We start from the raw sequence: 12,226 nt of genomic DNA on the forward strand, positions 1-12,226 counted from the left end.
CCACGGGTACTTCCGCACCACGGGTACTTCCGCACCACGGGTACTTCCGCACCACGGGTACTTCCGCACCACGCATGACCTCCGCTTCACGCACCTCCGCTCCACGTACTTCCGCTCCACGTACTTCTGCTCCACGACGCACGACCTTTCGTTCATCGCGCAGACCGAGGAGCCGCCCGTGTCGACCGACCTTGCCTTCATCCGTGTCGACGGACGGGTTCGGGAGGTCTCCGCCCCCGCCCTCGTGCCCCGGGTGGACCGCGGCTCGCTCGCCGACCTGCCGTACGACAACGCCCGCCAGGACCCCGACGCGGTCGTCTTCTCCCGGAAGGACCCGGAGGACGGCGGCTGGCGGGACGTCAGCGCCGCCCGGTTCGCCGCCGAGGTGCACTCCGTCGCCAAGGGGCTCATCGCGCACGGGCTGCGGCCCGGCGACCGGCTCGCGCTGATGGCCCGCACGACGTACGAGTGGACGCTGCTGGACTTCGCGGCCTGGGCCGCCGGACTCGTCACCGTCCCCGTCTACCCGACCTCCTCCGCCTTCCAGACCCGCTGGATCCTCCAGGACTCCGGCGCCGTCGCCTGCGTCGTCGAGGACGCCGGACAGGGGCGGCTCGTCTCCGCCGAACGGCGCCAGCTGCCCGGACTCGCCCACCTCTGGGTCCTCGACGCCGGAGCCGTGGAGCAGCTGCGCAAGGCGGGGGCGCGGGTGCCCGACGAGACGGTGACCGCGCGGCGGGGGCTGCTCACCCCGGACGCCCTGGCCACCCTCGTCTACACCTCCGGCACCACCGGCCGGCCCAAGGGCTGCGCCCTCACCCACGCCAACTTCTTCGCCGAGGTCGACAACGCGGTCCGGCTCCTCCACCCGGTCTTCGCCCCCGAGGGCGGCGAGCCGCCGTCCACGCTGCTCTTCCTGCCGCTCTCGCACGTCTTCGGGCGGATGGTGTCGGTGGGCTGCGTCCGGGCGCGGGTACGGGTCGGGCACGCGCCGTCGGTGGAGGGCGAGGAGCTCCTCGACGACCTGGCCGGCTTCCGGCCGACGTTCCTGCTGGCGATCCCGTACGTGATGGAGAAGGTCTACAACCGGGCCCGGGCCACCGCCGAACGGTCCGGCAAGGGCGCCGCCTTCGACCGGGCCGCGCGGGCCGCCCGCCGCTTCGGGAGCACCGACGCGCCCTCGCTCCCGGTGCGGGCCGCGCGCGCACTGTACGACCCGCTGGTCTACCGCCGGATCCGGGCGGCACTGGGCGGGCGGGTGCGGTACGTGATCTGCGGCGGCTCGCCGCTGGGGGTGCGGCTCGCGGAGTTCTTCCGCGGCGCGGGCGTCGAGGTCTTCGAGGGGTACGGCCTGACGGAGACCACGGCCGCGTCCACGGTCACCCCGCCGCTCGCGCCGCGCACCGGCACGGTCGGCCTGCCCCTGCCCGGCACGGCGGTGCGGATCGCGGACGACGGGGAGGTGTGGCTGCACGGGCCGCACGTCTTCGCCGGCTACTGGGACGCGCAGCGCGGCACGGCCGTGCCGTACACGGACGGCGGCTGGTTCCCGACCGGGGACATCGGGACGCTCGACGAGGACGGCTACCTCACCATCACCGGCCGCAAGAAGGACCTGCTCATCACCTCGGCCGGCAAGAACGTCGCCCCGGCGCCGCTGGAGGACTGGCTGCGGGCCCATCCGCTGGTGGCCCAGTGCATGGTCGTCGGGGACGACCGGCCGTTCGTCTCCGCGCTGATCACCCTGGACCACGAAGGGCTCGCGCACTGGCGGCGGATGCGGCAGAAGGACCACCTCGCGCTGTGGGAGCTGACCCGGGACCCGGAGCTGCTGGCGGTCGTCCAGAAGGCGGTGGACGACGCCAACCGGCTGGTCTCCCGGGCCGAGTCGATCCGCGCCTTCCGCGTCCTGACCACCGAGTTCTCCGAGACCTCGGGCCACCTCACGCCGTCCCTGAAACTCAAACGCCGGGCGGTGCTGCGGGACTTCGCGCGCGAGGTCGAGTCCATGTACGAGGCGGGGGAGGAGTAGGGGCGGGCCCGCGCGGGGCGGGTCGGGGGCGCGTCCGAGGCGCAGGGGCGGGCGGAAGCGCTCGTCGCGGACGGGCGGGCGGAAGTGTTCGCCGTGGACGGGCGGGGGCGTCCGCGTGGGCGCCCCCGTCCGTCCCCCGGTCACACCGTGAGGGGTACCTCGTGGATCTCGTCGGCCGCGTGTCCGGTCCGCTGGTGGATGCGCTGCACGGCGTCGGCGGAGGGGCCCGTCGACAGGCAGTAGACGGTCCCCGAAGCGGGGTCCGCCCACGCCTTCTGGAAGTGGACCCCTTCCTCCTTCTCGATGGCGAGGTCGGCGCGGTGGGCTTCCATGAGCTGGTCCGCCGTGATGCCGACCATGCCGCGGTGCACGTCCATGGAGGTGGCCATGGTTCTCACACCTCCCCTTCCATGGTGCGCCCTCAGGGCCAGAGCAGCTCCCTGGCCCAGCCGGTGGCGGCGCCGGGGTCGCGGCGGTAGCGCAGGCGCAGGTGGCGGCGGCGGGCGTCGCCCTGGAAGAACTCGACCTCGGCCGGCTCGACCACGTAGAGGGTCCAGGTGGGGGCGTCGGCGTCCGGTTCGGCCTCGGCGCGCGCCCAGGCGGCCTCGCTCGCCTCGGCGAGGGCGGCGGGGGAGTCCAGGACCTCGCTCTGGCGGCCGGTGAGGGCGGCGGCGAGGGCGCCGGTGGTGCGGGCGTGGAGGTCGGCGTACGCCTCCGCGTGGCTCGCGGTCGTGACGGGGCCGCGGACACGGACCTGGCGGCCCTGGACCGGCCAGTAGAAGCCGAGCGCGGCCTCGGGACGGTCGGCGAGCTGGCGGCCCTTGGCGCTGGTGGCGTGCGAGGCGAAGTGCCAGCCCCGGTCGTCGGCGTCGTGCAGCATCACGGTGCGGACGTCGGGCCGGCCGTCCGCGCCGGCCGTCGCGAGCGAGGGGGTGTGCGGCTCGGTCTGGCCGGCGGCGACGGCGGCGAGGAACCACGCGTGGAAGAGCGCGAGGGGCTCCTCCGGCGCGGTCGCCGGATCGAAGGCGGGCAGGTCGGTGTCCCAGACGCGCAGCGAGCGCAGGGCGTGGTGGAAGTCGCTCATGGGGGGAGCGTAGGAGGCGCGACGCTCACGCCGGGCCGGGGGCGGGGCGCGGCGCTCGAGGGGGCGTGGCGCGGTGCTCACGTCCGGCCGGGACCGGGACCGGGTCCGGGTTCGGGGCATGGCGGTCGCCGAGGACGAGCGTGCGGTGCTCACGCCCGGTCGGAGCCCGGGGCGCTGCGCTCGCCCCCGGGCCGGGTCCGGGTCCCGGCCGGAATCCGGGGCGCGGCGCTCGCCGGGAGTCGGACCGCTCCGTTCACCCCCGGCCGAGGATGACCGTGCCGGAGGAGCAGAACCAGCCGCCGGTGCCGGAGGCCAGGGCCAGTTCGGGGAGGGAGCCGTCGGGGCGGCGGGTCTGGCGGCCGGGGGCCTCGCCGCGCAGCTGGCGGACGGCCTCCACGAGGAGGAAGAGGCCGCGCATGCCGGGGTGGCAGGCGGAGAGGCCGCCGCCGTCGGTGTTGACGGGCACCGCCGACTTGTCGGCGAAGTAGGCGCCGCCCTCGCCCTTGGCGCAGAAGCCGAGGTCCTCCAGGGTCACGAGGGTCATGTAGGTGAAGGCGTCGTAGATCTCGGCGACGTCGATGTCGGCGGGGGTGACACCGGCCCGTTCGAAGGCGAGGCGGCCGCTGACGGCGGCGGGGGAGACGGTGAAGTCCTCCCACTCGGACATCGTCGTGTGGGAGGTGTGCTCGCCGGCGCCGAGGATCCAGACGGGCGGCTTCGCCAGGTCCTTCACGTAGTCCTCGGCGACGAGCAGGACCGCGCAGCCGCCGTCGCTGCGGATGCAGCAGTGGAGCTTGGTGAAGGGGTCGGCGATCATCGGGCCGGAGAGGACCTCGTCGGTGGTGACCGGGGTGCGGAACATCGCCTCGGGGTTGAGCGCGGCGTTGGCCCGGGCCTGGACGGCGACCTCGGCGAGCTGTTCCAGGGTGGTGCCGTACTCGTGCATGTGGCGGCGTGCGGCCATCGCGTACTTGGCGACGAGGGTGTGGCCGTACGGCACCTCGAACTGGAGCGGGCCGCGCGCCCCGAAGGAGAGGTTCGAGGTGCGGCGCCGGGCCTTGATGTCGGCGCGCGCGGTGGAGCCGTAGACGAGGAGGACGGCGTTGGCGCGGCCCGCGGCGATGGCGTCGGCGGCGTGCGCGGCCATGACCTCCCAGGTGGCGCCGCCGACGGAGGTGGAGTCCACCCAGGTGGGGCGCAGGCCCAGGTATTCGGCGACCTCCACCGGGGCGAGCGTGCCGAGCCCGGCGGAGGCGATTCCGTCGACGAGGGAGCGGTCGAGGCCGCTGTCGGCGAGGGCGCGGCGGGCGGCCTGGGCGTGGAGCGCGTAGGGGGTGGCCTCGTCGACCCGGCCGCAGTCGGAGAGGGCGACGCCGGCGACGGCGACCCGGCGCCGGCCGGCGGGAGCGGTGCGCGTGGTGGCGGTCATGAATCTGACGGTACATCAGATCTCTGCGATCGGGACCCGCGTCGCTCTGGGCAACCGTCCCTCCGCAGCCCTAGCATGACGCACCGTCAGATACGGAGGGAGCCCCATGGAGACCGCCGAAGGCGCGGAGCCCACCGCGCTCACCGAGGAACAGCGGGAGATCCGCCGCACCCTGCGGGAGCTGCTCGACCAGCACACCGGCCCCCCGGCCGCCCGCCCCGCCACCCCCGCCCCCGAGGGGTACGACCCCGCCCTCTGGGCCCGCATGTCCGGCGAACTCGGGCTCGCCCGCCTCGCCCTCCCCGAGGAGTACGGAGGCGCCGGCCGCGGCACCCCCGAACTGGCCCTCGCCTGCGAGGAGGCCGGCCGCGCCCTCGCCGCCTCCCCGCTCCTCGCCACCAGCGTCCTCACCGCCCCGCTCGTCGCCGCCCTCGGCACCCCCGCCCAGCGCGCCGCCCTGCTGCCCCGCATCGCCGACGGCGGCCTCACCTGCGCGCTCGCCGCCCCCGGCGGCTCCCTCGCCCACGCCCTCGGCCTCACCGGCGACAACACCACCGGCGCCTGGGCGGGCGACGGCCGCGCCGGCGGCATCCAGGCCCGGCCCGCCCCCGAGGGAGCCCCCGGCGGCTGGCTGCTCTACGGCGAGGCCGAGCAGGTCCTCGACGGCCACAGCGCCGGACTGCTCCTCGTCGCCGCCCACACCGGCGGCTTCGCCCGCAGCCGTACGCTCCTCTACCTGGTGCGCGCCGAGGAGGCGGGTCCCGGACTCGTCCGCACCCGCCACCCCGGCCTCGACCCCACCCGCTCCCCGGCCACCGTCCAGCTCCGCGACGTCCCGGCCGAACTGCTCGGCGAGGACCCCGCCGACCCCGCCGACGTCACCCGCGCCCTCGCCACCGCCGGCCGCACCGCCGCCGTCCTCCTCGCGGCCGAGGCCACCGGAGCCGCCCGCGGCGCCCTGGAGCGCGCCCTCGGGCACGTCACCACCCGCGAGCACTCCGGCCGGGCCGCGGGCACCCTCCACGGCGCCCGCCACCGCCTCGCCGACCTGCACGTCCAGGTCGAGGCCGCCCGCTCGCTCACCTACTGCGCCGCCCGCGAGCCGGGACCGGGACCCGAGAGCGGGCCGCTCGCCCTCGCCCAGGCCCTCGAAGCCCTCCGCGCCGCCGCGGGCGAAGCCGTACCACCCCACGACACCGACCGCTACGGCCGGCGAGCCGCCGCCGACGAGCTGCTCTTCGGGCCCGCCGGACGGCTCAGGGCCCGCGCGGCGGAACGCACCGGACTCCTCGGAGAGGCGGCCGCCTGATGCCCATCGGAGTGAAACTCGTCCAGAAGGTCTCCTCGACCCGGACCTTCGCGAAGATCGCCCCCCACGTGATCCCCGCGCTCGACAAGGCCGTGCACCGGCTCACCCGGGGAAAGACGCTGCTCAGCGCCCAGATGCTGCCCGGCGTCGTGCTCACCGCCAAGGGGGCGCGCAGCGGCCTGGAGCGGACCACGCCGCTCGCCTGCATGCCGGAGCCCGACCGGGGCACCTGGCTGCTCATCGGCTCCAACTTCGGCCGCCCCGGCCACCCCGCCTGGACCGCCAACCTCCTCGCCCACCCGGACGTCGAGATCAGCTGGAAGGGCGAGGCCATCCCCGTGCGGGCCGAACGGCTGACGGGAGCGGACCGGGCGGAGGCGTGGACGGCGGCCCTCGCCTTCTGGCCCCCGTACGCCTCCTACCAGGCCCGGGTGGACCGCGAGATCCGGCTCTTCCGCCTCACCCGCAGGTGAGGCGGGGCCCGGACACGACGACGCCGACGGCGGTCCCGCCCCTCGCGGAGGCGGTGACCGGCGTCGGCGTCGACGACAGGACGGGTGAAGGAGAGGAGAGCCCCGGGGCTATCTGACCGGCTTCTTGCCGGTGATGCCCAGGTGCACCAACAGGGCCAGGTTCGGCTTGAGTTCGGCCTGCTTCACGCCCCAGGTGGTGAAGCCCTTCTGATGGCCGGCGACCGCGGCCAGCATGGCCACCAGCGAGCCCGCCATCGCGGCCGCGCTCACCTCCTTGTCGACCTTGCCCTTGGCCTGGAGCTCCTTCACCGCGTCCGTCAGGGAGTTGGTGACCGAGTTCAGGATCTTCATGCGGATCTTGTAGAACCGCTTGTCGCCCTCCGCGGCGCCGAGGTCCACCACCCGCAGGATGGCGTCGTGCCTGCGCCAGAAGTCGAGGAAGCCGTCGACGAGTTCCTCGGAGGTCTGCCAGGCGGCCTTGCCGACCCAGGAGCGGCCGGAGACCAGCTCGGTCAACCCGGCGCCCTCCTTCGCCATTTCCTCCGCGATCTCCAGGACGGCGCCCTCGACGTCCGGGAAGTACTGATAGAACGTCGCGGGTGAAGTACCCGCCTTCCGGGCCACGTCGATGACCTTCACGTCCCGGTACGGCGAGGAGCTGAGCATCTCACCGAGGCAGTCGAGCAGCTTCTGCCGCGTCGCCTGGCCGCGTCGTCCGGCCACGCGGCCGTCGACGGTGCGTACTTGTCCTGTCATGCCGTCAGCTTACCGAGGGGGGATCAGCGCGCGATTCGGCCGACTGCAAATGGGGTGCACACCGTTCCCCGAGGTCGGCGGGGGTGTCCTCGGCGCGTCGTGGGACGGGATCGCGCCAGACCGCCCGCGCCTCTCCCCGTAGCCGCCCGCCCGCACCGCCCGGACCCCACCCCTCCCCCCTTATGAACAGCCTGTGGACAACTTCGGTGGACAACGCGAAAGGAGCACCGCTCCCACGCCCCGCCCCGGACGGCGCCCACGGCCCGTCCCGCCCCGCCCCGCACGGCGCACACGCCCCGCCCCGGACGGCGCACACCGGAGCGCGCCCCCGTCCCCGCCGCCCTAGCGTGGAGGCATGGCCGTATACGCAGAGGGCACCCCGTGCTGGGTGGACGCGCAGCTCCCCGACCTGGTGGCGGGCAAGCGCTTCTACGGCGAGCTCTTCGGCTGGACCTTCGACGACGACCGCGACGAGGCCCTGCTCGACGGCCGCCGGGTCGCCGGCCTCCTCCCCAAGCGCGACGGCCGCATGCCCACCACCTGGACCGTCTACCTCGCCACCAAGGACGCCGGCACCGTCGCCGCCCGGGTGAAGGCCGCCGGCGGCCAGATGGTCATGGAGCCCTACCCCGTCGGCCCCTTCGGCGTCCTCGCCCTCGCCGCCGACCCCGGCGGCGCCGTCCTCGGACTGCGCCAGTCCGGCGACGACGACGGCTTCGAGGTCGTCAACGAACCCGGCTCCTTCTGCTGGATGGAGGTCTACACCCGCCGCCCCGGCCCCGTGGACACCTTCTACGCCTCCGTCTTCGGCTGGCTCGGCCGCCAGGCCGACCCCGCGGAGGAGGGCAAGGAACCCGGCTTCGACTACCGCGTCTGGTCCCCGCCCGGCTCCCGCGCCGGCGACGACACCGCCTTCGGCGGCCGGGCCGTCATCACCGACGCCTTCCCCGCCGAGATGCCCGGGCACGTCCTCGTCTACTTCGCCGTCCGCGACTGCGACGAGGCGTGCGCCACCACCGTCCGCCTCGGCGGCCGGATCGCCGAGCCCCCCGTCGACACCCCCTACGGCCGCATCGCCGTCCTCCACGACAACCAGGGCGCCCGCTTCGCCGTCCTCGCCGAACCGGCCGGCGAACCCGCCCCCGCCGAGCCCGGACTCGCCGAGGACCTGCCCGCCGAGCCCCTCACCGCCGACCCGGACTCCGGCGCCCTCTCCACCGACACGGTCCCCCTCACCCGCCCCACACCCCCGCGGTCCACCCTCTCGGAGCCCCCCACCGGGACGTGAGCGATCCGCTCCGTATGACCTGTGACACCCCGATCCGCCCCCGGGTTCGCAACCAGGGCTCCGGACAGGAAGAATCAGGGCCCCGGGCCGTACCGTCATGGCCCGTACGGGGAGGTGGCAGGCAAGTGGAACAGCTGACGCAGCACGACCCGAGACGTATCGGGCCCTTCGAGGTGCTGGGCCGGCTCGGCGCGGGCGGCATGGGGCTGGTCTATCTCGCGCGCTCGGCGTCCGGCCGGCGCGTGGCGATCAAGACCGTGCGCACGGAGCTCGCGGAGGACCAGCTGTTCCGGGTGCGGTTCACCCGCGAGGTGGAGGCCGCCCGGGCGGTGTCCGGCTTCTACACGGCCGCCGTGGTCGACGCCGACCCGCGGGCCGCCGTGCCGTGGCTCGCGACCGCGTACGTCCCGGCGCCCTCGCTGGAAGAGATAGTGAACGAGTGCGGGCCGCTCCCGGCCCAGGCCGTCCGCTGGCTCGCCGCGGGCGTCGCCGAGGCCCTCCAGTCCATCCACGGCGCCGGGCTCGTCCACCGCGACCTCAAGCCGTCCAACGTGCTCGTGGTCGAGGACGGGCCCCGGGTGATCGACTTCGGCATCGCGTCCGGGGTCTCCAACACGCGGCTGACGATGACCAACGTCGCCGTGGGCACCCCCGCCTACATGTCGCCCGAGCAGGCCCGCGACTCGCGCAGCGTCACCGGCGCCAGCGACGTCTTCTCGCTGGGGTCGATGCTGGTGTTCGCCGCGACCGGGCACGCGCCCTTCCACGGCGCCAACCCGGTCGAGACCGTCTTCATGCTGCTCCGCGAGGGCCCCGACCTGGAGGGCATGCCGGAGGAGCTGCGGCCGCTCATCGAGGCGTGCATGCAGATGGACGTGGCCCAGCGGCCCACCCCGGCCGACCTCCAGGCCATGCTCGCCCCGCACCTCTTCGGTCCGGGCAGCGACGACAGCGGCACCGCCTCCGCGTGGCTGCCGGAGAACGCCGTCACCATGATCGAGACCCGGCGCGGCGGCCGGCCCAACCCGCCGCCGCCCGTCACCCCGCCGCCGATGCCGCCGCGCCCGCCCCGGCAGCCCGACGGCGGCGGCTGGTCCGGGGACCCGCGCGAGCCCGCCCACGCGGGCGGCCGGCACGCGGGACCGGCGGAGGAGTCCGGCGGGCCGGTGCGACTCGGCGGGGCCACCGTGCCGATCGGGCCGGGCCCGCGGGTCGCGGACACCCGGGCGGCGCTCGCCCTCGGCCAGGCCGCCGACCCGCACGCCACCGGCTGGGTCCGCCCGCCCGGCGGCGAGGCGGCGGCGCCCGTGCCGCCGCAGGCGCAGCCGAGGCCGGGGGCCGCGCAGCCCGAGCCCGGGGCGTGGCGGCCGTGGCGCTTCCGCATGTCCAACGACGTGTGGGGGACGCCGGTCGTCGACGGCGACCTGCTGTACGTGACCTCCTTCGAGGTGCACGCGCTGGACACCGGCTCCGGCCGGCGCCAGTTCAAGACCCGGGACGTGGCCTGGTCGATGGCGGTGGCCCAGGGCCGCATCCACGCCTCCGACGGGCCGACGCTGTACGCGCTGGACGCCACCGACGGCGGCGAGCGCTGGCGGCACCGCACCGACGCCTGGGTGTACTCCCTCCGGGTGGACCGGGGCACGGTCGTCACCGGCACCCGGGGCGGCGGCGTGCAGGGCTGGGAGGCGTCCAACGGCGCCAAGCTGTGGGAGGTCACCGGCTGTCAGACGGACTTCGAGACCCCGGAGGCCGGTCCGGCGGTCCACGGCGACACCGTGTACGTCTGGCAGGACGCCCGGCTGCGGGCCCTGGACGCCCGGACGGGCACCGAGCGCTGGTCGTACCCGATCGGCGACGCCGCCTCCTGCGGGCACGTCCCGGTGCGGGTCGCGCCGGCCGAGGACGGCTGTGTGTACGTCTCCGCGGGCACCCGCGTCCTGTCGATCGACATCGCCGCCGGGCACGTCCGCTGGCACTTCGAGGCGCCCGCCGTCTTCCTCGCCCCGCCCGCCTTCGCGCCCGGCCCGGCGGTGACCGGCGGCGGCGTCTACCTCGCCGACCACCTCGGCACGGTGTACGCCCTGGACGCCACCACCGGGCAGGACCGCTGGCGGATCGCGACCGAGCAGCGCCAGTCCTCGGAGCCGGTGCTGGTCGCGGACGGCAACGTGCACGTGGGCAGCGGCAGCGCGCTGTACACCCTGGACGCGGTGACCGGCACCCCCCGGTGGCGGTTCGCGGCCGGCGCCGAGCTGGTCGGCACCCCCGTCGTCGCCGACGGCCGGGTCCACTTCGGCTCCGCCGACCACGTCCTCTACACCCTGGACGCGACCGGCGGCGAGATCACCGGCTCGCCGGTGGTCAGGGGCGGGGTCGTGTACGCGTGCAGCAAGGACCGCTGCGTGTACGCGCTCGACGCGGCGAAGGGCACGGCGACGGGCCGCGGCGCGGCGGCCCGCTAGTCCGGCGGGCGGTCGTCCCGCCGGGTCCCGTCGCCGGGCGGATCGACGGGGACGTCGAAGCGGCCCGGGGCGGCGTACGGCATGGACCGGGTCTCGGTGCCGTACGGGTCCTCCGTCCCGTACGGGGCCCCGGTGCCGCGCGGGTCCTCCGTCCCGTACGGGTCCCCGGCCCCCCGCTGGTCCCCGGTGCCGTACGGGGCTCCCGCGGGCGGCGGGCCGTCCAGCGTCGGGTGCGTGGGCGGCGGCGCGGCGGGATGGAGCAGGTGGGTCCGGTGGCGGCCCGACATGACGAGCGCGCCGAGCAGGATCAGTACTCCGCCGCCGAACGCGTTGGCGACGCCGTCGCCGAGTCCGCGGCCGTTCCCGGAGACGACCAGGCTGCCCTCGGCCTGCCCGACGCGCACCATCCACAGCACGGTGAAGCCGAGGACGATCACCCCGGCGAGGGCGACGAGCAGCCGGGAGCGCAGCACCACCCCGAGCAGGGTGACGAGGGCGGCGAAGGCGAACGGCAGCAGGATCGAGCCGAGGACGTCGGCCTTGTCGTCGGTGATGCCGGTGAAGAGGTCCCCGATCGGATAGTCGCTGCCGTGACGGCCGTCGTACCAGGCACGGAAGGGGCTCCAGACGGCGGCCGTCGCTCCGGCGAGGGCCAGGACCGAGCCGACGACGTTGCGGATCATCGATCGGCCTCCTCGGGGGCTTCGCGGTCCGGCTCTCTCGCTGTCGACGCTACGCCCGCCGGGCGGGCCCCGCCATGCGGGGCCCGGGCCCCGCTAGGGTGTGGCGCGCACATGACCGAACCGACGGGGAGACGGTGACAGTGGTACGGACCCGGCTGAAGATGGCGGCCACGCTGACGGTGGTGGTGCTGGCGCTGACCGGCTTCCAGACGAGCAGCAGCGGCGGCGGCAAGGGCGGCAGCGGCAAGAGCAAGTCCAAGAGCGGCGGCGGGGGCGGCTGCTCCAGCGACAAGAAGGACAACGACGACTACAGCGGATCCGGCGGCTCGGACAGCTCGGGCGGCTCGGGCGGCGAGTACACCGCCGAGCCGGCGCCGAGCGCCTCCGCCTCCACCGCGGGGCTCCAGGTGACGGTCGTCGACTGCGTGAAGCCCGCGCAGAAGAAGCGCAAGGGGAAGCCGGCCCGCAAGGCGGACACCACGGCGACGGTCCGGATCACCAACAACGCGCTGTACGGCACCACCGAGACCTTCGAGGTCACCCTGTGGCTGAAGAACGCCAAGGGTGCCGTGGCCGACACGATCACCACGAAGGTGAAGGTGGGGCACGGGGAGCAGAAGGACGTCGAGATGAAGATGACGAAACCCGGCCGCGTCGACGACGTGAAGGCGTGCGAGGTCTTCGACGCGCACGAGGTCTAGGACCGG

10 protein-coding genes and 1 pseudogene are annotated in these 12,226 nt (G+C 75.1%); 6 read left to right on the forward strand and 5 right to left on the reverse strand.

All coding sequences use genetic code 11. The annotated features are described in order from the left end of the window. The first annotated feature begins 154 nt into the window (after positions 1 to 154). Positions 155 to 2,032, forward strand: a complete 1,878-nt coding sequence (locus tag IE321_RS05500; protein ID WP_190221999.1) for an AMP-dependent synthetase/ligase — start codon at positions 155 to 157, stop codon at positions 2,030 to 2,032. A 140-nt stretch (positions 2,033 to 2,172) separates the two neighbouring features. On the opposite strand, the gene IE321_RS05505 is transcribed toward IE321_RS05500, so the two are convergent. The 3 genes from IE321_RS05505 to IE321_RS05515 form a co-directional block, all read right to left on the reverse strand. Beyond that, positions 2,173 to 2,421, reverse strand: a complete 249-nt coding sequence (locus tag IE321_RS05505; protein WP_190221968.1) for an SCO4226 family nickel-binding protein — start codon at positions 2,419 to 2,421, stop codon at positions 2,173 to 2,175. Positions 2,422 to 2,453: 32 nt separating this feature from the next. Further along, on the reverse strand, positions 2,454 to 3,116 hold the full coding sequence (locus IE321_RS05510) for a pyridoxine/pyridoxamine 5'-phosphate oxidase (RefSeq protein ID WP_190221969.1): 663 nt from the start codon (positions 3,114 to 3,116) through the stop codon (positions 2,454 to 2,456). A gap of 253 nt (positions 3,117 to 3,369) precedes the next feature. After that, positions 3,370 to 4,545, reverse strand: coding sequence for a thiolase C-terminal domain-containing protein (locus IE321_RS05515; protein WP_190221970.1), 1,176 nt, complete (start codon positions 4,543 to 4,545; stop codon positions 3,370 to 3,372). A 106-nt stretch (positions 4,546 to 4,651) separates the two neighbouring features. Between IE321_RS05515 and IE321_RS05520 the strand changes: the two genes are divergently transcribed. Next, complete coding sequence (locus IE321_RS05520) at positions 4,652 to 5,854, forward strand: acyl-CoA dehydrogenase family protein (protein WP_190221971.1); 1,203 nt, start codon at positions 4,652 to 4,654, stop codon at positions 5,852 to 5,854. Then, positions 5,854 to 6,327 (forward strand): nitroreductase/quinone reductase family protein, encoded by a 474-nt coding sequence (locus IE321_RS05525; protein ID WP_043228758.1) that lies wholly within the window; start codon positions 5,854 to 5,856, stop codon positions 6,325 to 6,327. Before IE321_RS05520 ends, IE321_RS05525 begins: the two co-directional genes overlap by 1 nt. 108 nt (positions 6,328 to 6,435) lie before the next feature. Here the strand turns inward: IE321_RS05525 and IE321_RS05530 are convergent, their stop codons facing one another. After that, positions 6,436 to 7,083: a TetR family transcriptional regulator gene (locus IE321_RS05530; protein WP_190221972.1), complete on the reverse strand. Its 648-nt coding sequence runs from the start codon at positions 7,081 to 7,083 to the stop codon at positions 6,436 to 6,438. 355 nt (positions 7,084 to 7,438) lie between these two features. Here IE321_RS05530 and IE321_RS05535 point away from each other — a divergent pair. Both IE321_RS05535 and afsK read left to right on the forward strand, forming a co-directional pair. After that, positions 7,439 to 8,212 (forward strand): annotated as a pseudogene (locus IE321_RS05535) (VOC family protein); the annotation flags it as partial. Positions 8,213 to 8,496: 284 nt separating this feature from the next. Beyond that, positions 8,497 to 10,836 (forward strand): protein serine/threonine kinase AfsK, encoded by a 2,340-nt coding sequence (gene afsK, locus IE321_RS05540; protein WP_190221974.1) that lies wholly within the window; start codon positions 8,497 to 8,499, stop codon positions 10,834 to 10,836. Here the strand turns inward: afsK and IE321_RS41810 are convergent. After that, complete coding sequence (locus IE321_RS41810) at positions 10,833 to 11,519, reverse strand: hypothetical protein (protein ID WP_226652105.1); 687 nt, start codon at positions 11,517 to 11,519, stop codon at positions 10,833 to 10,835. The genes afsK and IE321_RS41810 overlap by 4 nt on opposite strands. A gap of 134 nt (positions 11,520 to 11,653) precedes the next feature. On the opposite strand from IE321_RS41810, the gene IE321_RS05550 reads away from it, so the two are divergent. After that, entirely contained in the window at positions 11,654 to 12,220 is a 567-nt protein-coding gene (locus IE321_RS05550; protein WP_226652104.1) for a hypothetical protein, read from the forward strand. Positions 12,221 to 12,226: the final 6 nt, after the last annotated feature.

Origin of the sequence: Streptomyces hydrogenans, assembly GCF_014656075.1 — a bacterium.
Classification (GTDB): Bacteria; Actinomycetota; Actinomycetes; order Streptomycetales; family Streptomycetaceae; genus Streptomyces; species Streptomyces hydrogenans.

Bases quoted from the DNA above. Each gene is read 5' to 3' on its own strand.
- IE321_RS05505 (WP_190221968.1), bottom strand. From the start codon at position 2,421: ATGGCCACCTCCATGGACGTGCACCGCGGCATGGTCGGCATCACGGCG.
- IE321_RS05510 (WP_190221969.1), bottom strand. From the start codon at position 3,116: ATGAGCGACTTCCACCACGCCCTGCGCTCGCTGCGCGTCTGGGACACC.
- IE321_RS05515 (WP_190221970.1), bottom strand. From the start codon at position 4,545: ATGACCGCCACCACGCGCACCGCTCCCGCCGGCCGGCGCCGGGTCGCC.
- IE321_RS05520 (WP_190221971.1), top strand. From the start codon at position 4,652: ATGGAGACCGCCGAAGGCGCGGAGCCCACCGCGCTCACCGAGGAACAG.
- IE321_RS05525 (WP_043228758.1), top strand. From the start codon at position 5,854: ATGCCCATCGGAGTGAAACTCGTCCAGAAGGTCTCCTCGACCCGGACC.
- IE321_RS05530 (WP_190221972.1), bottom strand. From the start codon at position 7,083: ATGACAGGACAAGTACGCACCGTCGACGGCCGCGTGGCCGGACGACGC.
- IE321_RS41810 (WP_226652105.1), bottom strand. From the start codon at position 11,519: ATGATCCGCAACGTCGTCGGCTCGGTCCTGGCCCTCGCCGGAGCGACG.